This is a genomic window from Microbacterium resistens (assembly GCF_031456305.1).
GTDB classification, from domain to species: Bacteria; Actinomycetota; Actinomycetes; order Actinomycetales; family Microbacteriaceae; genus Microbacterium; species Microbacterium resistens_A.
On the sequence record NZ_JAVDUM010000016.1, the window covers coordinates 1 to 18193 of the forward strand.

An 18193-nucleotide genomic window follows, 5' to 3' on the forward strand; every position below is an offset into this window, starting at 1 on the left:
CCACTCGCTACGACAAACTCGCGATCGTCTATCGCGCCGCCGTGATCCTCAACGCCGTCATTGCCTGGACCCGACAATTATCAGACACACCCTAGGCGCTTCTGTGCGTGGACGGTGTCCCCGGGCTCGGGTCCCGTTCAGCCGCGGCGGCGTAGGCTGGGGAGGTGCCAGCAGTGAACCTGGGGATGCCCCGCGTCCCGGAAGTCCTCGCGCCCCGTCGCACCTCCCGCCAGATCAAGGTCGGCAAGGTGCTCGTCGGCGGCGACGCGCCCGTCTCGGTGCAGTCGATGACCACGACGAAGACCACCGACATCAACGGCACGCTCCAGCAGATCGCGGAGCTCACCGCGTCCGGCTGCGAGATCGTACGAGTGGCCGTCCCCTCGCAGGACGACGCCGATGTGCTGCACATCATCGCGAAGAAGAGCCAGATCCCGGTGATCGCCGACATCCACTTCCAGCCGAAGTACGTGTTCCAGGCGATCGACGCCGGCTGCGCCGCGGTCCGGGTGAACCCCGGGAACATCCGTCAGTTCGACGACAAGGTCGGCGAGATCGCGAAGGCCGCGAAGGACGCCGGGGTCTCCCTGCGCATCGGCGTGAACGCGGGCTCGCTGGACCGCAGGCTCCTGGAGAAGTACGGCAAGGCCACCCCCGAGGCGCTCATGGAGAGCGCCGTCTGGGAGGCGTCGCTGTTCGAGGAGCACGACTTCCACGACTTCAAGATCTCCGTCAAGCACAACGACCCGGTCGTCATGGTCAAGGCGTACCGGCTCCTCGCCGAGCGCGGCGACTGGCCGCTCCACCTCGGCGTGACCGAGGCGGGGCCGGCCTTCCAGGGCACGATCAAGTCTGCGACGGCCTTCGGCATCCTGCTGTCCGAGGGGATCGGCGACACCATCCGCGTCTCGCTGTCCGCGCCGCCGGCCGAGGAGGTCAAGGTCGGACACCAGATCCTCCAGTCCCTCAACCTGCGCGAGCGCAAGCTGGAGATCGTCTCCTGCCCGTCGTGCGGGCGCGCGCAGGTGGACGTCTACACCCTCGCCGACAACGTGACCGAGGGGCTCAAGGACATGACGGTGCCGCTGCGCGTGGCCGTCATGGGCTGTGTCGTGAACGGCCCCGGTGAGGCGCGGGAGGCCGACCTCGGCGTCGCCAGCGGCAACGGGAAGGGTCAGATCTTCGTCAAGGGTGAAGTCATCAAGACCGTCCCGGAGGCGGACATCGTCGCCACCCTGATCGAGGAGGCGAATCGCATCGCCGCCGAGATGGGCCCCGACGCCCCCCTCGGCACCGCCCAGGTCGTCACGAGCTGACGGCGCCCGTCTCGCGCAGGACATCGGCGAGGATGCGCGCGGCCTCGTCGAAGCGTTCCGGCGTCGGCCCCGCGAAGCTCAGCCGCACGTAGGGCGCCGGCGCCTCGGCGGGGAACCACTCGCCGCCCGCGGCGATCGCCAGCCCGCGGAGCTCGCAGAGGCGGGCCACCTCCTCGGCGTCGACGTGGTCGGGAAGCCGTGCCCACAGCGTCAGCCCGCCGAGGGGACGCGTGTCGACGCGCACCGACGGCGCGTGCTCGCGGAGGGCTGCCAGGAGCGCATCCCTGCGGTCGCGCAGCGTCGTGCGGAGGGAGCGCAGGTGGGCGCGCCACCCGGGCTGCGAGACGACATCGAGCGCCGCTGCCTGCAGCACCCCGCTGACGTACATCGTCTCGGCGGCGCGGTCGGCGAGGATCCGCTCCCGGACAGGGCCCCGGGCGACCACGGCGGCGACCCGCAGCGACGGCGAGACAGACTTCGTGAGCGAGCGGATGTAGACGACGTGCCCGTCCTCGTCGAAGGCGGCGATGGGCGGGAGGCCGGCGTCGATGGCGAGATCGCGCGCCCAGTCGTCCTCGATCAGGAAGGCGCCGTGCGCGCGGATCACGTCGAGGACCTCCCGCCGTCGTCCTGCGCTCCAGAGGGCCGCGGTCGGGTTCGCGAAGGTGGGCTGCGCGTAGAACGCACGGGCTCCCGACTCCTGCAGCGCCCGCTCGACGTCCCGCGGGTCCGGGCCATCGGCGGTCGTGGGGATCGGGACGAGCCGGATCCCGGTCTGCTCGGCGGCGAGGACGGCGCCCCAGTAGCTGGGGGACTCGATCACCATCGCCCGCTCGTGTCCGGCGACCGCGCGGAACACCGAGCTGAGCGCGCTCTGGCTGCCGGGGACGATGACCACGTCCCTGGCCGATGGTCGTGGCGCGTCCGCGGGGACGGCTTCGGCCAGATCGGCGGCGAACCATGCGCGAAGCTCGGCGAGGCCCGCCGCGGGCATGGCGGCGAGGGCGCGCGGCGTGCGGGCGGCACGGATGAGCGCGGTGCGCACGAGCTGCTCCGGCAGCAGGGCAGGCGCCGGATAGCCCGAGTGCAGCGCGATGACGTCGTCGGCCACTGTGCGCTGGGTCGCCGAGAGCCGGATGCGGGCAGGCGCTGCGCCGAGAGCCGCGGTCTGCCAGCCGAGGTCGGCGGAGCGGGGGAGACCTCGGGGGAGCACGAAGGCGCCGACCCCCGGGCGGCTCTCGATGAGGCCGAGGGCGACGAGGCGTCGGAGCACCTTCTGGATCGTGACCGGGCTCGCGCCGTGCGCGGCCGTCAGCGCCCGGGTCGTGGGCAGTTGGGCGCGCGACGGGGCCGCCTCGACCCAGGCGCGGAGCTCTTCGAAGATGTGCGAAGTGCTATCGTTGTCCATGAAGAACAAGAGTAGCGCTATCCGGTCTGACGCGAAGGCGCTATCGTCACGATCGGGACTCGCCTGGGGCGGGCTGGGGGTGCTGGCGTTCTCCTTCACGGTTCCCCTCACCCGGGTGGCGATCGCCGAGCTGTCGCCGGCGTTCGTGGGAGCGGGGCGCGCCGTCGTCGCCGCGGCGCTCGCGGCGATCGCGCTCGGCGCGACCAGGCAGCGGCTCCCGTCGCTCGGGCAGTGGAGGCGGATCGCGCTCGTCGCCGGGGGAGTGGTGATGGGCTTCCCGATGCTCACGTCCTATGCGCTCACCACGGCGCCCGCCGCGCACGGCGCGATGGTGGTCGGCCTGCTGCCCGCGGCGACGGCGATCGCCGCGGTGATCCGCACCGGGGAGCGTCCCGGCACGGCGTTCTGGCTGTTCGGCGGCCTCGGCGCCGCTGCCGTGCTGGCGTTCACGGGGCTTCACAACGGTGGCTTCGGGCTCTTCGAGCCCGCCGACCTGCTGCTGTTCGGCGCGGTGATCGCCGCGGCGGTCGGGTATGCGGAGGGAGGCCTGCTCGCGCGGGAGCTCGGCGCCTGGCAGGTCGTCTCCTGGGCGCTCGTCCTGGCGGCGCCCCTCATGGCGCTGATCGCCGTCGTCTCGGCGGTGCAGGAGCCGCCGATGGCCGGCCCCGCGTCCTGGGCGGCCTTCGGCTACCTCGCCGTCGTCAGCATGTTCCTCGGGTTCTTCGCCTGGTATCGGGGGCTCGCGATCGGCCCCATGGCCCGGGTGAGCCAGGTCCAGCTCGTTCAGCCGGTGCTGAGCATGCTCTGGGCCGCCCTCATCCTCGGTGAGGCGATGGCCGTCCCGACCCTGATCGGAGGCGTCGCCGTCATCCTCTGCGCGGGCCTGGCGGTGCGGAGCAGACGAGGCGGATCGGGGCGTGGGAGAGTGGAGTCGACGACCCCGTCGTCGCGAACTGAGGAGGACTCATGACCGACCACGCGATTCCCGCTCCCGTGCAGGCGATGATCGACGCCATCAACGCCGCCGACACCGACGCCTTCGTCGCGGCGTTCACCCCGGACGGATACGTCGACGACTGGGGGCGCGTGCTCCGTGGCGCCGACGGCGTGCGCAGCTGGGCAGGGTCCGATGCGATCGGCGCGGGCGCGGTGATGACGCCGCTCACCGCTGAGACCGAGGGGGACACGACCCGCGTGCACTTCGACTGGCGCAGCAGCGTCTTCAACGGCGAGTCCGACGGCATCTTCGTCGTCGCCGGCGACCGGCTCGCGAGCTTCACCATCCCGCCGGTGCACTGACCGACCTCCACCGCCTGTCGAGCGCGCCTGTTCAGCGTGCTCGTCCGTCCGTCCGTTCGTTCCACAGATCATTCCGGAGACCCCGTGCAGAGCACCCTGATCACGTTCCCCGCCGGCGCCGTCGAGGGGGAGGCCCGAGTCGTCGGCGTCCATCCGCACGACAGCGGCACGGTGGTGGTCCTCGACCGTACCCCGTTCCATCCGGTGGACCACACCTGGCCCGACCAGCCGGGGGATCGGGGCGTGATCGAGGTCGACGGCGAGCGGGCGACGGTCTCCGAGGCGGTGATGGCGGCGCTCGGCGACGAGGAGGGGTTCGCCGTCGGCGCCGGCATCCCGGTGAAGCGGGGTGCCGAGGGCTGGACCTGGCTCGTCGGCCACCGTTTGGACGGCGCGGTGCCGGACGGGCTCGTCGAGGGGGCGTCGGTCAGAGCGGAGGTCGATGCGGGCCTCCGTGCCGGGCTCAGCCGCGGTCACACCGCCTGCCACCTGGCCTCCCTCGCGCTCGACGCGGCGCTCGCGGATCTCTGGCGCAAGGACCCGGGAGCCGACGCGCTCGGCGCCCCCGACTTCGAGGGCAGGGCGAACCAGTCCAGCCGGATCGGAGCGGACGGCGCGGTGGACGAGTACCGGCTGGGCAAGAGCCTGCGGCGAGCGGGCTTCGACACCGAGACGTTCGCCCTCACGCTGGTCGAGCGCGAGCAGCGGGTCAACGCGCGCCTGGCCGAATGGGTCGCGAGCGGAGCGGCCGGCCGGATCGAGGTCGAGGGGCCGACGATCACCGATCGCCGGCGCTGGATCTGCGAGCTCCCGGACGGCACGGCGTCGATCCTCTGCGGAGGCACCCACGTCTCGTCGTTGTCCGCGTTCTCCTCGATCACCGTGGCGCTCGACCTGAGCGATCCTCAGCTGCTCGTGATGACCACGACGGCCGTGCCCGCGGCCTGACGCCCGAGCCCAGCGCTGGGTCACCGGCGCTCGATCACAGGTGCTCGATCATCGCGTGCCGGCGAGCCCCGCCCTCGTCCACAGGGCTCGCCGCTCGGACAGGGGGTCCGAGACGACGGCGATCTCCTCGTCGAGCACCAGGGTGAACCGGTCCTCACTCTCGTACCTGGGCCAGCCGGGATCGCCCCCGGCGGCGAAGGCGGCCCAGGCGGCGCCCATCCGCTCGGCGATCTCCTGCGGCGCCCTCTCTCCGGCGAAACGCCGCCCGGCAGGGGTGTCGAGCAGGTCGAAGACGAACGGCAGTTCGAGCGAGTGGCAGGCGCCCAGGTCCTTGCCCTCAGCACCGGAACGGTACGCGAACTCGTAGCGCCAGACTGCGCTGCGCCGCGCCGCCGCGGCGAGGGCGAGGCGGTCGGTGGGGGCGCGGAACAGCTCGTCGCCGAGGACCGCGGCCACGATGCTGCGCGGATCCGTCCACCGCTCCTCGTCGGCATAGCCCGCGGCCGCCTCCTCGGGATCGGCGTAGGAGCCGCGGAGCACGGCCATGACTCCCTCCTGATCGATCTCGGGCCCGGCGATCAGCTCGGTGAACAGACGCCCCTCCTCACGGGCGGAGCCGAGGAGGATCGGCACGTCGGCGGAGCTGCCGGCCCGGATCGCGGCGAGCGGCTGCTCGTCGAGGAACGTGCCGTCGACGACGGGGAGGAAGGCCGCCAGCTGGCCCCGCTCCTCCAGCCGACGGTCGAACTCGGCCTGCGCGCGGAGGATGTCCGCGACCGGGAGCGCGCGGAGGGCGTCGAGATCGTGGAGCCCGACGCCCAGGATGTCCGCGAACTCCGCGGCGCGCTCGTCCGCCGCGGCGGCGTCGAGGAGCATCTCGCCGCTGCCGCTCTGCAGGATCGCGCGCTGGTACAGGCCGCGCGAGGCGGGTGCGGCGAGGTGGGCGGCGATGCTCACGGCACCCGCGGACTGTCCGAACAGGGTCACCGCATCCGGGTCGCCGCCGAACGCCGCGATGTTCGAGCGGACCCAGCGCAGCGCCTCGACCTGGTCCAGGAGCCCGAGCGCTCCGGAGCCGGGCACCTGCGGCAGTCGGAGGAAGCCGAGCGCGCCGAGCCGGTAGTTCACCGTCACCACGACGACGTCGCGCCGGCTGCTCAACCGCGCACCGTCGTAGACCGGGTCGCCTCCGGAGCCCCAGGAGAAGGCGCCGCCGTGGATCCAGACCAGCACGGGGTGGCGCCGCCCATCGGAGGCCGGGGTCCAGACGTTGAGGGTGAGGCAGGAGGCCTCGTCGATCCCGTAGTCCGGGAGCCCGAACATCTCCCGGCGACCGAGGTCCTCGGTCTGCGGGGCCGCGGGGCGGACGGTCTCCGTGGCCCGGATCCCGTCCCATCCCGGGTGGGGGAGTGGCGGCGCGAACCGTCGGTCCCCCACGGGGTCCTGGGCGTACGGGATCCCGAGGAACGCGAGCCCGTCGTCCGAGGCCGCCCCGCGCACGCGGCCGGCGACGGTGCGGACGATCGGAGCGGAGGCGGCGTCCGACATCAGACGAGCTTCCGCACCGGCAGGATGGCGAGTGCGCCGACGACGGCGATCACCGCGGCGACCGCGAAGAGCCCGGAGTACCCGACCAGGGTGACGATGAGGGCTCCGAGCGAGGCGGAGAGCACCTGCGGGATGACCATCGACATGTTCATCAGCCCGAGATCCTTGCCGGCGTCGGCGCGGACCGGGAGCACCCGGTTGACCAGAGCGGTGTCGACGGCCATGTAGACGCCGAACGCGAGGCCGTTGAGGACGGCGAAGACGTACATCGCGGTCATACTCGCGTCGAGCAGCGGCACGACGAGCGAGACGGCGAGCCCGAGGCCGGCGATGAGCACGAACGTCTTCAGCCGGCCGCCGCGGTCCGCGAACGGAGCGGCGATGAGGGAGCCGACGATCGAGGCCGCGCCGTTGATCGTGAGCAGCAGCGCGCCCTGTCCGACGGCCTGATCCGCCGGGAGCCCGATGTACTCCTGCAGAGCGAACATGAGGAAGGCGAACAGCAGGAAGTAGCCGAGCATGAGCAGGACGCGGGCGAGGAACACCCAGGCGAAATCGGGGTGCTTGCGCGGGCTCACCCAGAAGGTGGAGAGGACGCTGCGCAGGTGGAACGGCTCGCGGGGGAGGTCGCGCGAGTCCGTGTCCGGGCTGATGAGGACGAAGGCGACGGCGACCACCACGACGAGCGCGGCGAGGAACGTGTAGCCCGTGGGACCCGCGAGCTCGGGGAAGAAGACGAACATCAGCGACCCGAGCAGCACGCCGCCGTTCATCCCGGCGCCGATCAGCGAGGACACCAGGCCGATCCGGCGCACGGGGACGCGGTCGGGGACGATCGCGACATACGCGGCCTGGAAGGCGTTGAGCGTGAGCGTCGTCCCGGCCCAGCACAGCCCGAGGAGCACGATGGACGGCGCGGAGGCCTGCAGCAGCAGCATCGCGCCGCCGGCGAGCGCGCCGCCGACGATCCACGGCGTGCGTCGGCCGAACCGCGATCGGGTGCGGTCGGAGAGGCGTCCGAAGACCGGGTTCGCGATGGCTGCGGCGATCGTGCCGAGCACGCTGGCGAGCGCGAGCGCGCCGACGTCGGTGGTTCCGGTGAGGGTCTGCACCTGCACCGGTATGAGGATGCTCGGCACGGCCGTCCACACCACGAAGAGCATGAGCATCACGATCGGGAGCGTGACCGGGAGCCTGCCGGTGCGCGAGCGGGGAGCCGGCGTCTCTGACACGAGCGGGCCAGACGAGCCAGACGAGCCAGACGGGCCAGACAGGCCAGACGGGCCAGACGTGTCGGATGGGGCGATGGGGAGGGCGGCGTCGTCGTTGATCACCATGGCGGGTACCTTTCGGGGGGTCAGGCGGATGGGTCGGTCGAGGGAGGGACTGCGGTCTGGATGCCCGCCGGAGCGAGGTCGATGGGGAGGGGCGGTGCGCCGTGGCCGCCGACGAGGAGGCGCAGCGGCCCGGTGAGGGCGCGCCAGCCGTCGTGGTGCCATCGTCGCAGCGCCTCGGGGCGCAGGGGGACGCTCACCGTGGCCTCGGCGCACGGGGGAAGGACGACGGGGGCGAAGCCGACCAGGCGCGGGGCCTCGTCGGCGGTCTCGAGGAACACCTGGACGACGTGCTTGCCCGTCCGTGCCCCCGTGTTCCGCACGATCGCCTCGACCGTCGCGCCAACGCCAACGCCATCATCACCGGCGCTCTCATCGCGTCGCGCGGACGCGGCGAGGGCTCGCCAGGCGGTGTAGCCCAGACCGTGCCCGAGTGGGTAGTGCACGGCGGCGGGGCCGCGGGTGCCGAAGCGCTCGCGCTCCGCGTACTGGATCATGCCGTCGATCGGGCGCACGGAGGGCAGGCCGTCGATCGTGCGGGGGATCGCGGTGGGGAGCCGGCCGCCGGGCTCGCGGACGCCGCGCAGACACTCCGCGATCGCCCTCGCACCGCCCTGACCGGGGAACCAAGCCCAGAGGACGGCCGAGACCTGATCCCACCACGGCAGGAGGACAGGGCTTCCCGCGTTGACGACGACGACGGTCCGGGCGCAGACCGCCGAGACGGCGCGGACCAGGTCGTCCTGCCTCCCCGGGAGGCTCAGCGAGTCGCGGTCGAAACCCTCGGACTCGTGCTCGGCGGTGGTGCCGACGACGACGATCGCGACATCGGCCCCGGCCGCCGCCCGGACGGCGCGATCGAACGGGTCGTCGTCCTCGGGCGCGGGGGCCGCATGGCCGAGGTCGACGAGGTGCCATTCTGCGGCGGGATCCCAGAGGAGCGTCACATCGATGTCGACATCGGCGCCCCCGTGGACGGCGACGCGGTGCTCCGCCGGCTCGACCAGGGGCGAGAGCGGGTCGCGGTCGGGCACGGGAAGCGTGAACGTCTCGGCGGGGGCGTCCGCGATCCGCGCCGAGAACCGGCCGTTGCCGCGGATCCCCAGCTGGTGGACCCCGGGCTCGGGCAGGTGCAGCCGTGTCGAGACCCGCACCAGGGCGGCGTCGGAGGGGACCGCGTCGTCGAACACGATGTCGCCGTGACGGAGCGTCCTGACCTCGGCGACCGTGCCGTCGGCGCGCTCGAACGTCACCCTCAGCCCGCCGGGGACGCGCGCGTCGGCGAGGGGCGCGAGTGTGCGGCGGATCGACGTCCCCGGCTCCACGACGATGGACGTGGATGGGCCGAGGAGGTCGGCGAGCTCGGAACCGAGCGGCCGCGTGGGAACGGGGCGCACCCGTGCGCTTCCCCCGCCCTGCAGGGTCAGGTCGGTCGCGCCGGGGCCGATCAGGGCGATGCGGTCCGCGTGGGCGAGCGGGAGGACGCCGTCGTTCTCCAGCAGCACCATGCCCTCGGCGGCGAGGGTGACGAGGAGCTCGTCCGCGTCCTCATCGGATGGTGCGGGGATCGCCTCGCGCCGCCTCGCGACGGTGGTGAGCGCGGCGAGCTTCTCGTCGATCACGCGCTCGGGGAGCAGGCCGTCGCGGACCGCGTCGACGAGCGCGTCGCCCCAGGGGCCGTCCGGACCCGGCATCACGAGGTCGACGCCGGCCTCCGCCGTCGCCGTGGTGGTGCGCGCGGCGCCCCAGTCCGAGACGACGGCGCCGCGGAAGCCCCATTCCCCGCGGAGGATGTCGGTGAGCAGCCGCCGGTCCTCGGTCGCGCGGGTGCCGTTCACGCTGTTGTACGCGGCCATCACGGCGTCCACGCCGCCACGGCGGACCGCGGCCTCGAAGGGCGCGAGGTACAGCTCGCGCAGGGTGCGCTCGTCGATCCGGGCGTCGTACTCCAGGCGCCCCGTCTCGCTCTCGTTGCCGACGAAGTGCTTGGCGGTCGCCGAGACCCCGGCCGACTGGATGCCGCGGATGATCGCGACGCCGATCTCCGATGTGAGATGCGGGTCCTCGGAGAAGCACTCGAAGTGCCGACCGCCGAAGGGGGTGCGGTGGAGGTTGAGGACGGGGGCGAGCAGCCAGTCGATGCCGGCGCGTCGTGCCTCGCGTCCCAGCAGCATGCCGGCGCGGGCGACGAGGCTCTCATCCCAGCTCGCGGCGAGCGCGGTCGCGTTGGGCAGCAGTGTGCCGTCGGCCTCGGTCCCGAAGGAGCCGCCGCGCACGCCGGAGGGGCCGTCGGAGAGGGCGAGGGCGGGAAGGCCCGCGGCGTCGAGGGCGGCGGTGCGCCATCCGTCGGCGCCGGTCAGCGCCGTCGCTCGTCGAGCGAGCGGGATGTGCGAGAACGTTCCTGTCGTCGTCACCGTCGACCTCTCCTTCGGGTTGGGTCGAGAGTAGAGCTGAAAACCACGAGCACTCGTGGTTTGTTATCTGAACGTTACTAAAGTCAGCGGAGCCTATACTTCTCGTCATGCCCGAGAACTCCGCCGCGGCCCCCTCGGGGCGTCCGGCACCCGGTTCCTACGCATCCGGAAGACGCAGCCGCGACCGCATCCTCGGCGTCGCGCTCCGGGAGTTCGCCGAGTTCGGATACCGCGGCGCCGCGATGACCCGCATCGCCGAGCGGGCGGGGATCTCCGAGGCCGGGCTGCGCCATCACTTCCGCTCGAAGGACGAGCTGCTCATCGAGATCCTCCGCGGCCGCGACGATCGGTCGAACCGGCTCTGGGAGGAGGCCGGCGCACCGGTCGGCATCGCCGATCTCGAGTACAACCTCCGCCTCATGGAGCTCAACGCGGCGGCTCCCGACCTCGCCCGGCTGTTCGCCGTCGTCATCGGGGAGTCGGTGACGCAGGGGCACCCCGCCGCGGAATGGGCGAGCACCCGTTACCGCGCGCTCGTGGCGACGATGGCGGAGAGCGTGCAGGGCGGGATCGACGCCGGGGAGTTCCGCGCGGACACGGACACCGCCCGGATCGGCCGACAGATCGTCGCCGTCATGGACGGCCTGCAGACGCAGTGGCTGCTGGATCCGGACGGTGTCGACCTCGCTGCGGAGTTCCGTGGATACATCGACGGCCTGATCGCCCTGCTCCGCCCCGTCCCGCCCGCGGATGCCGGTGCCGGCGCGGACCTGAGCGCGGGCGCCGGGTAGCGCTCAGGCGAGCCCGCGCTCGTCGACCCAGGTGTGCCACGGCGTGACGCGGTCGACGAAGACGAGCGCGTCGAAGGCCTCGCGGACCGACAGCGGCTGCAGCACGTCGCCGTTGTGCAGCCCCGCGGTCGCGTCGAGCGCCGCTGCGGCCGCAGGCGGCGCGGAGCGCAGGTCCAGCAGGGCGTCGCCGGTCCCCGCGCGGGCGATGGCGGCATCGACGCTGTCCGGGCGGAGGGGGCCGATCCCGCTGACGAACGGACGGGAGTGCCCGGGAGGGTCCTGCGGATCGGGACGGTGCAGCCACTGCTCTCCGCCGCCGAACGCCGTGCCGATCACCACCAGGTCATCGCCCAGGCGCGCGGCGAGGTGGCCGCCCAGGGTCGTCATCGGCTCCGGGGCGAACGGCGGGGCCGAGAACCGGGTGCGCTGCACGTGACCGTTCGCGGCCGCGACCAGGACCCGGGGCTCCCGCTCCAGGACCCACTCCACGGAGTCGGCCATCCAGGCGTCGCGGACGTTCGCCGGCGGCCAGGTGCGCTCAGCCCCGTGGGTCATGGCCTGCAGGAACGCGTCGGCTGCCCGCGCGGAGTCGGCGGCGCGGATCGCCTCGTCCACCCGCTCCCTCGCGACGGGCGTGCCGCCGAGGAGCGCGAGTGCGTCGGGGCGCCTCGCGCGCATCCGCCACGCCAGATCGCCGATCTCCGTCGTCAGCGCAGCGCGGTCCTCGGCGGGCAGCGCGAGGTAGGCCTGGATGGTGGGAGCCGCCTGCGCGAGTCCCGAGCGGTCCGTGGGCAGGTAGCCGAAACGGGGGAGCAGCGTCGCGCGGACGTGGCGGGCGTACTCCGGATCCGTCTCATCGGCCAGGGACAGCGCGGCGAGGACGCCGGGCAGCGCGCTCGCGGACGAGTCGGGGATGTCCATGCCCCGGAGGCGGACGGGGCCGTCGCCCTTCGCGTTCCGCTCGCGCATCCAGGTGAGCTGGTCCAGCACCTCCTGGCAGGCACCGAACCCGTAGGTGATGCCGCGGCGCAGGACCTCGCGCAGCCCGCCGTCGCCGCGTCGGGTCCAGGCGTCGGCGGCGATGGTCTCCGGAAAGCCGCTCTCCAGGACGAGCGTGGTGAAGCCCGCCCGCCGGGCGAGGAAGCGGAACAGACGGTGGCGGATCTGCAGGAACTCGTGCACGCGGTGCATGGACTCGCCGATCGCGACGACGCGCGCGTCGCCCACGATCTCCAGCACGGGCTCCAGGTCGGAGTCGTCCTCGTCGTCCGGATCCAGGGTGCGCAGCCGCGTGGCCGACGACCGGATCCAGGCCGTCAGCTCGATCTCGCTCACAATGCGAACTCGATCTCGCCGCGGGCGATGTCGGCCCGGACGACCAGGAGCGTGAGCCGATCGCCTGGCCGGACATCGGGAGGGGCGGGCGCCGTCCCCGTGACCACCGGCTCGGCGAGCTGCACGGTGGCCTTCTCGCCACGGACGGCGATCACCGTCGCCTCGATCCTGGAGCCGACCAGCGGCGTGAGGAGCGCCGCCTCGACCGCGTTGATCGTCGCGGCGTCCAGGCGGGACGCGCGCTGGCCCGAGGCCTGCATGAGCGCCGGGAGCCCGGACAGCGAGTCGCGCGCCCAGGCCGGCGGCTCCTCGCCGCGGGAGACGGCGAGGCAGATCGCCAGCCCCCATCGGTCGACGAGACGGCGCAGGGGCGCGGTGACGTGGGCGTAGGGCGCCCCGATCGCGGCCTGCACCGGGTCGGCGGGCACGGCGCCGTCGAAGGTCTCGTAGCCCGCGCCGCGGAACAGCCCGGCCGCGGCCTGCAGCACCGGGAGCGTCATCGGGTCGGCCCTGTCCAGGCCCCTCAGATAGTCCCCGTAGCGTCCCTGCGTCCACGGGCGGCCCAGCGCCTCGGTCTGGCGGCGGAAGGTCTCGAAGGCCCGCTCGTCGGGCTGGGGCATGGTGCGGAGCACGCCGACGCCCGCCCCGATCATCAGCTCCGCCGCGGCCATCCCCGTCATGAGGGACAGCTGCGCGTTCGCGTCCTCGACGGGAAGGGGACTCCTGCGCTCGATCGCGTAGGAGCCGTCCGCGGCGCGGACGACCTCCTCGTCCGGCAGATTGAGGCTCGCGCCGCCGCGGGCGCTCTCCTGCGCGAGCCGCAGCGCGCCGATCTCCGGGAGGAGGGCTGCGGGTGTCTCCTCGCCGGCGTCGAGCGCACGCTGGGTGGAGACGTAGTCCAGCTTCGCGCGGGACCGGATGAGCGCGCGCTCCAGCCGGTGCTCCAGCGCCACGCCGTCCGCGTCGAGACGGAAGGTCCAGACCAGAGCGGGGCGGTCGACGTCCGGGAGGAGCGATGCCCTGTCCGTCGACAGCACGGGAGGATGCAGCGGGATCGATCCGTCCGCGGCGTAGATCGTCTGGCCGCGCTCGCGCGCCTCGGCGTCGACCGCGCCGCCCGGCGCGACGAAGGAGGGGACGTCGGCGATCGCGTAGCGCACCGTGTACCCGGAGCCGTCCCTCGCGAGGCGGAATGCCTGGTCGAGATCGCGGGACCCCGCAGGATCAAGCGTCGCGAACGGGATCTCGCGCAGGTCGAGCGCGGGGGCAGCGGGCGAGGCCGCCTCCGCCTCCGCGAGCGCCGCCGCGGAGAACTCCACGGGGGCGTCGAGGTCCGTGCGCAGGGCGGCGAGCGCTGCGGCCAGCTCGCTCTGCGCGGCGGACGGGGCGACGTGGGATCGGCGCTGGGGCATGGACTCAGCCTAGGGCGGCCTCCATGTCGGCGGACGGCATTAGCGTGGAGGCATGAGCACCAATGCCGAGAAGGCGCAGACCCTTGCCGGGCTGTACGCCGCACCCCAGATCCTCCGCGTCGTCAACGTGTGGGACGTCGTTTCCGCACAGGCGGTCGCCGCCCTCCCCGAGACCACGGCGATCGCGACCGCCGGGCACTCCATCGCCTCCTCGTACGGCTACGACGACGGCGCGATCCCTCGCGACCTGATGCTGGACATGGTCGGTCGGATCGCCGCGGCCGTCGAGCTGCCGGTCACCGCCGACCTCGACGACGGCTACGGGGACGCTGGGGAGACGGCACGGCTGGCGATCGCCGCCGGGGTCGTCGGCGCCAACGTGGAGGACAGGCTCCGCCCGCTCACGGAGTCGGTCGCGAGCGTCGAGGCCATCGTGCGCGCCGGTGTCGCCGAGGGCGTCCCGTTCGTGTTGAACGCCCGCACCGACGCGTTCGTCCGCGCGGGCGGACGCCCGGTCGAGGAGTCCGTCGCCGACGCGGTGGAGCGCGGGCGCGCCTATCTCGACGCGGGCGCGACCTGCGTCTTCGTCCCCGGGATCCTGGACGCCGACGTCACGCGGCGTCTGGTGGAGGGAATCGGAGAGGGGAAGGTGAGCGTGATCGGGCTTCCGGGGGCGCTGACCTCGACCGAGTACGAGGCGCTCGGCGTCGCCCGGATCTCCTACGGTCCCCTCCCGCAGCGCGTCGCGCTCACCGCGCTCCAGGACGCCGCGTCTGCGATCTACGCCGGCGGCGTCATCCCCGCGGGCACCAGGGCCCTGAACTAGCAACCGTGACCGCCTGCAACCCGGCGCAGTGCCGCCGGGTCGCAGGCGGGGGATCGCGCGTCACTAGACTTGTCGCGTGGTCACTCGTCTGTCGAACTTCTTCCTCCGCACTCTCCGTGAAGACCCCGCCGAGGCGGAGGTCGTCGGCCACCGGCTGCTGCTCCGGGCGGGCTACATCCGCCGACAGGCCGCCGGCATCTTCGCCTGGCTTCCGCTCGGTCTCCGCGTCAAGGCGCGGATCGAACGGGTGGTCCGCGAGGAGATGGCGGCCGCGGGCGCGCAGGAGGTCCATTTCCCGGCCCTCATGCCGCGCGAGGCCTATGCGGCGACGGGGCGCTGGGACGAGTACGGCGATCTCCTGTTCCGCCTCCAGGACCGCAAGGGCGGCGACTACCTGCTCGCGCCGACGCACGAGGAGGCCTTCACGCTGCTGGTGAAGGACCTCTACTCGTCGTACAAGGACCTGCCGCTGACGATCTACCAGATCCAGGACAAGTACCGCGACGAGGCACGTCCGCGGGCCGGTCTCCTGCGCGGACGCGAGTTCACGATGAAGGACGCCTACTCCTTCGACTCCTCGGACTCGGGGCTCGAGGTCTCCTACCAGGCCCAGCGCGACGCCTATGAGCGCATCTTCCAGCGTCTCGGCCTGGAGTACGTGATCGTCCAGGCCGATGCCGGAGCGATGGGAGGCTCCCGCAGCGAGGAGTTCCTGCACCCGACCCCCATCGGCGAGGACACCTTCGTCCGCTCCGACGGCGGCTACACGGCGAACGTCGAGGCCTACACGACCACGGCACCGGCGGCGGTCGGCTGGGACGGCGTCCCCGAGGCGACGGTCTTCGACTCGCCCGATACCCCGACGATCAGCACGCTCGTCGCGCACAGCAACGAGGTGCTGGACCGCGAGGTCTCCGCGGCCGACACCCTGAAGAACGTGGTGCTCGCCCTCACCCATCTCGACGGCAGCCGCGAGCTCGTCGTCGTCGGCATCCCCGGCGATCGCGAGGTCGACGAGAAGCGCGCGGAGGTGGCCTTCGCCCCCGCCGAGGTGGAGCAGGCGACGGACGCTGACTTCGAGCGCAACCCGCTGCTCGTGCGTGGCTACATCGGACCGTGGTCGCCTACCGGCCCGATCCTCGGCGAAGAGTCGGCGACCGGTATCCGCTACCTCGTCGACCCCCGCGTCGCCGACGGCACGCAGTGGATCACAGGGGCCAACGTCGATCAGAAGCACGTGCACACGGTCGTCGCCGGTCGCGACTTCACGGCCGACGGCGTGGTCGAGATCGCCGATGTCCGCGCCGGCGACCCGGCACCGGACGGCTCGGGTCCGGTGACGCTCGCGCGCGGCATGGAGATCGGGCACGTCTTCCAGCTCGGTCGCAAGTACGCCGATGCGCTGGGCCTGAAGGTGCTGGACGAGAACGGCAAGCTCGTCACCGTGACCATGGGGTCCTACGGAATCGGTATCACCCGCATCCTCGCGATCATCGCGGAGCTGAACAACGACGACAAGGGGCTCATCTGGCCGGCGTCGGTCGCGCCGTTCGACGTCCACGTGGTCGCCGCAGGCAGGGACCAGGCGGCCTTCACCCTCGCGGAGGACGTGTCGGCCCAGCTCGAGGCGGCGGGCTTCGACGTGCTCTACGACGACCGTCCCAAGGTCTCGCCGGGCGTCAAGTTCGGAGACGCCGAGCTCGTGGGCGTGCCGCGTGTCCTCGTCGTGGGACGCGGCGCCGCCGATGGCCAGGTGGAGCTGTGGGACCGCCGGACCGGCGAGCGCGAGGCGCTCCCGGTCGACGAGGCGGTCCGGGCGCTCATCTCGGCGCGCTGATCCCGCGGCTCCCATCCGGGGCACCGCATGGGAGGGTGGAGGCATGAGCGATCTGACCCTCCCCGAAGGAATCCAGGCCGATGTCGATGCGCTTCTCGATGACGCCGGCGTGCGCGGAGAGCGTGCCCTCATCAACCGGATGGTACGGACGGCCGTGCTGCTGGGGCAGGAAGGGGCCGACCGTCTCGACCTGAAGATCGCCTCGGCCGCCCTCAGCGAGATGAGGGACGCGTTCGGACTGTTCCGGCCGTTCGAGGGCGTGCCCAAGGTGACGGTGTTCGGGTCGGCGCGGACGCGACAGGACGACCCGCTCTACGTCCAGGCGCGGGACGTGGCGGCAGCCCTCGCCGCGGAGGGATGGATGGTCGTCACCGGCGCCGGCCCCGGGATCATGCAGGCGGCCGCCGAGGGCGCGGGGGCTGCGATGTCGCTCGGCGTGTCCATCCGCCTCCCCTTCGAGGAGAAGGCCAACGCGATCGTGACGCAGGAGTCGCAGGTCGTCTCGATGAAGTACTTCTTCACCCGCAAGCTCATGCTGATGAAGGAGTCGAGGGGGTTCGTCTGCCTGCCCGGCGGCTTCGGGACGCTGGATGAGATGTTCGAGCTGCTCACCCTCCAGCAGACCGGCAAGGCCGAGCCGATGCCGATCGTGCTCCTGGACGAGAAGGGCGGCGCGTTCTGGGCCGGCCTGAAGCAGTACGTCGACACGCAGATGGTGCCGGCGGGTGTGATCTCCCCGGACGACCTCGACCGGGTCGTGATCACCGACTCGATCGAGGAGGCGGTGGCCGAGATCACCGGCTTCTGGCGGAACTACGACTCGCTGCGGTGGGTCGGGGACCGTCTCGTGCTGCGCCTGCGCGCGGCCGTCACCGATGAGCAGCTCGAGGCGCTGAACGCCGAGTTCGCCGACCTCTGCGCCTCGGGGCGGATCGAGCGCACCGAGCCCCTCGCGCCGGAGCGCACGGATCAGGACCGCCTGGAGCTGCCCCGGCTCGTGCTGCACCTCCAGCAGCGCTCGGTGGGGTCGCTGCATCGCCTGATCCGCGCGGTCAACGAGCTCGCGGCCTGAGCCGGGCGGGCGATCCCTGGCCCCTATGCTCCGGCGGCGACGGATCCGTGTTGAGAGGAACGATCCTCCGAGCACGGTCAGGGTCGCCCCTGCGGCGGCGGCGAGGAGGAGCTGCGGCAGGTGCTGGTCGAGACCGGTGGTCGCGAGGCCGTTGCCACCCCGGTCGGGTTCGCTGTGACGCGCGTTCCGCGTGAAAGTCCGTCTCGCCGTCGTCGATGCGGTCAACAACGCCGTCGCCTGCTTGGGAATGTCGCCGGCTACGTGGTTCGTACCGATCGAGGATCGCAGTTTCGCGCGAGGAAGCTGGTGCGCACCCTGCACAATCACGGAATATCGGATCGATATGCAGAGTCGGCGCAGCGGGCGATAGCGCGGCGATGGAATTGTTTTTAGTTTGCTGCAGACGCCAGAAACGGCTCCACTGTTTGACGCCGATCGAATACGAAGTGATCATGACTCCAACCGTCACACCGGCGACATGACTCCAACCCATCACATACTGGTGCAGCAGAATCGACCCGCTCAGCATGAACAGGTTGATAATTGTTTTTCCGGTTGCGGAATGTTCGGAAGGCCTCAGCGGCTGCCGGAGCAGACGGACGAGCGGCGTTGACAGCTGGCGGGACCTGCGATGGCGGAGTCGGGAGGACAAC

The 18193-nt window shown here is 72.3% G+C and carries 14 protein-coding genes and 1 pseudogene; 9 read left to right on the forward strand and 6 right to left on the reverse strand.

Annotated elements, in window-relative coordinates; translation table 11 throughout:
• Both J2Y69_RS15935 and ispG read left to right on the forward strand, forming a co-directional pair.
• Positions 1–95: pseudogene (locus J2Y69_RS15935) on the forward strand (IS5/IS1182 family transposase); the annotation flags it as partial.
• 69 nt (positions 96–164) lie between these two features.
• Positions 165–1316 carry a flavodoxin-dependent (E)-4-hydroxy-3-methylbut-2-enyl-diphosphate synthase gene (gene ispG, locus J2Y69_RS15940; protein ID WP_310022569.1) on the forward strand — a complete coding sequence of 384 codons (1152 nt, stop codon included), beginning with the start codon at positions 165–167 and terminating at the stop codon, positions 1314–1316.
• On the opposite strand, the gene J2Y69_RS15945 is transcribed toward ispG, so the two are convergent.
• Complete coding sequence (locus J2Y69_RS15945) at positions 1306–2724, reverse strand: aminotransferase-like domain-containing protein (RefSeq protein ID WP_310022571.1); 1419 nt, start codon at positions 2722–2724, stop codon at positions 1306–1308. The two genes, ispG and J2Y69_RS15945, sit on opposite strands and share 11 nt — an antisense overlap.
• Between J2Y69_RS15945 and J2Y69_RS15950 the strand changes: the two genes are divergently transcribed.
• The 3 genes from J2Y69_RS15950 (at position 2723) to J2Y69_RS15960 (ending at position 4971) form a co-directional block, all read left to right on the forward strand.
• On the forward strand, positions 2723–3694 hold the full coding sequence (locus tag J2Y69_RS15950) for a DMT family transporter (RefSeq protein WP_310022573.1): 972 nt from the start codon (positions 2723–2725) through the stop codon (positions 3692–3694). The genes J2Y69_RS15945 and J2Y69_RS15950 overlap by 2 nt on opposite strands.
• Entirely contained in the window at positions 3691–4023 is a 333-nt protein-coding gene (locus J2Y69_RS15955; RefSeq protein ID WP_310022575.1) for a nuclear transport factor 2 family protein, read from the forward strand. The genes J2Y69_RS15950 and J2Y69_RS15955 overlap by 4 nt, the downstream gene beginning before the upstream one ends.
• Before the next feature lie 84 nt (positions 4024–4107).
• Positions 4108–4971 carry an alanyl-tRNA editing protein gene (locus J2Y69_RS15960; protein WP_310022577.1) on the forward strand — a complete coding sequence of 288 codons (864 nt, stop codon included), beginning with the start codon at positions 4108–4110 and terminating at the stop codon, positions 4969–4971.
• Between the two features lie 48 nt (positions 4972–5019).
• Here the strand turns inward: J2Y69_RS15960 and J2Y69_RS15965 are convergent, their stop codons facing one another.
• From J2Y69_RS15965 to J2Y69_RS15975, 3 genes are all read right to left on the reverse strand, one after another.
• A complete protein-coding gene (locus J2Y69_RS15965) occupies positions 5020–6519 on the reverse strand; it encodes a carboxylesterase/lipase family protein (protein WP_310022580.1) in 1500 nt (499 codons plus the stop codon).
• The gene (locus J2Y69_RS15970; protein ID WP_310022582.1) at positions 6519–7751 is read right to left on the reverse strand and encodes an MFS transporter; all 1233 of its coding nucleotides are present in this window, start codon (positions 7749–7751) and stop codon (positions 6519–6521) included. The genes J2Y69_RS15965 and J2Y69_RS15970 overlap by 1 nt, the downstream gene beginning before the upstream one ends.
• 125 nt (positions 7752–7876) lie before the next feature.
• The gene (locus tag J2Y69_RS15975) at positions 7877–10267 is read right to left on the reverse strand and encodes a glycoside hydrolase family 3 N-terminal domain-containing protein (protein WP_310022584.1); all 2391 of its coding nucleotides are present in this window, start codon (positions 10265–10267) and stop codon (positions 7877–7879) included.
• Positions 10268–10374: 107 nt separating this feature from the next.
• On the opposite strand from J2Y69_RS15975, the gene J2Y69_RS15980 reads away from it, so the two are divergent.
• The gene (locus J2Y69_RS15980) at positions 10375–11058 is read left to right on the forward strand and encodes a TetR/AcrR family transcriptional regulator (protein WP_310022586.1); all 684 of its coding nucleotides are present in this window, start codon (positions 10375–10377) and stop codon (positions 11056–11058) included.
• A 3-nt stretch (positions 11059–11061) separates the two neighbouring features.
• On the opposite strand, the gene J2Y69_RS15985 is transcribed toward J2Y69_RS15980, so the two are convergent.
• Entirely contained in the window at positions 11062–12393 is a 1332-nt protein-coding gene (locus J2Y69_RS15985; protein WP_310022588.1) for an erythromycin esterase family protein, read from the reverse strand.
• Positions 12390–13805, reverse strand: a complete 1416-nt coding sequence (locus tag J2Y69_RS15990) for an RNB domain-containing ribonuclease (protein ID WP_310022590.1) — start codon at positions 13803–13805, stop codon at positions 12390–12392. Before J2Y69_RS15990 ends, J2Y69_RS15985 begins: the two co-directional genes overlap by 4 nt.
• A 52-nt stretch (positions 13806–13857) precedes the next feature.
• On the opposite strand from J2Y69_RS15990, the gene J2Y69_RS15995 reads away from it, so the two are divergent.
• From J2Y69_RS15995 to J2Y69_RS16005, 3 genes are all read left to right on the forward strand, one after another.
• Complete coding sequence (locus J2Y69_RS15995) at positions 13858–14631, forward strand: isocitrate lyase/PEP mutase family protein (protein WP_310022592.1); 774 nt, start codon at positions 13858–13860, stop codon at positions 14629–14631.
• A gap of 76 nt (positions 14632–14707) precedes the next feature.
• A complete protein-coding gene (locus tag J2Y69_RS16000) occupies positions 14708–16468 on the forward strand; it encodes a proline--tRNA ligase (RefSeq protein WP_310022594.1) in 1761 nt (586 codons plus the stop codon).
• Between the two features lie 43 nt (positions 16469–16511).
• The gene (locus J2Y69_RS16005) at positions 16512–17540 is read left to right on the forward strand and encodes an LOG family protein (protein WP_310022595.1); all 1029 of its coding nucleotides are present in this window, start codon (positions 16512–16514) and stop codon (positions 17538–17540) included.
• Positions 17541–18193: the final 653 nt, after the last annotated feature.

Coding starts and splice junctions, on each gene's coding strand:
- J2Y69_RS15950 (WP_310022573.1), top strand. CDS start 2,723: ATGAAGAACAAGAGTAGCGCTATCCGGTCTGACGCGAAGGCGCTATCG.
- J2Y69_RS15995 (WP_310022592.1), top strand. CDS start 13,858: ATGAGCACCAATGCCGAGAAGGCGCAGACCCTTGCCGGGCTGTACGCC.
- J2Y69_RS15965 (WP_310022580.1), bottom strand. CDS start 6,519: ATGTCGGACGCCGCCTCCGCTCCGATCGTCCGCACCGTCGCCGGCCGC.
- J2Y69_RS15945 (WP_310022571.1), bottom strand. CDS start 2,724: ATGGACAACGATAGCACTTCGCACATCTTCGAAGAGCTCCGCGCCTGG.
- J2Y69_RS15990 (WP_310022590.1), bottom strand. CDS start 13,805: ATGCCCCAGCGCCGATCCCACGTCGCCCCGTCCGCCGCGCAGAGCGAG.
- J2Y69_RS16005 (WP_310022595.1), top strand. CDS start 16,512: ATGAGCGATCTGACCCTCCCCGAAGGAATCCAGGCCGATGTCGATGCG.
- J2Y69_RS15955 (WP_310022575.1), top strand. CDS start 3,691: ATGACCGACCACGCGATTCCCGCTCCCGTGCAGGCGATGATCGACGCC.
- J2Y69_RS15980 (WP_310022586.1), top strand. CDS start 10,375: ATGCCCGAGAACTCCGCCGCGGCCCCCTCGGGGCGTCCGGCACCCGGT.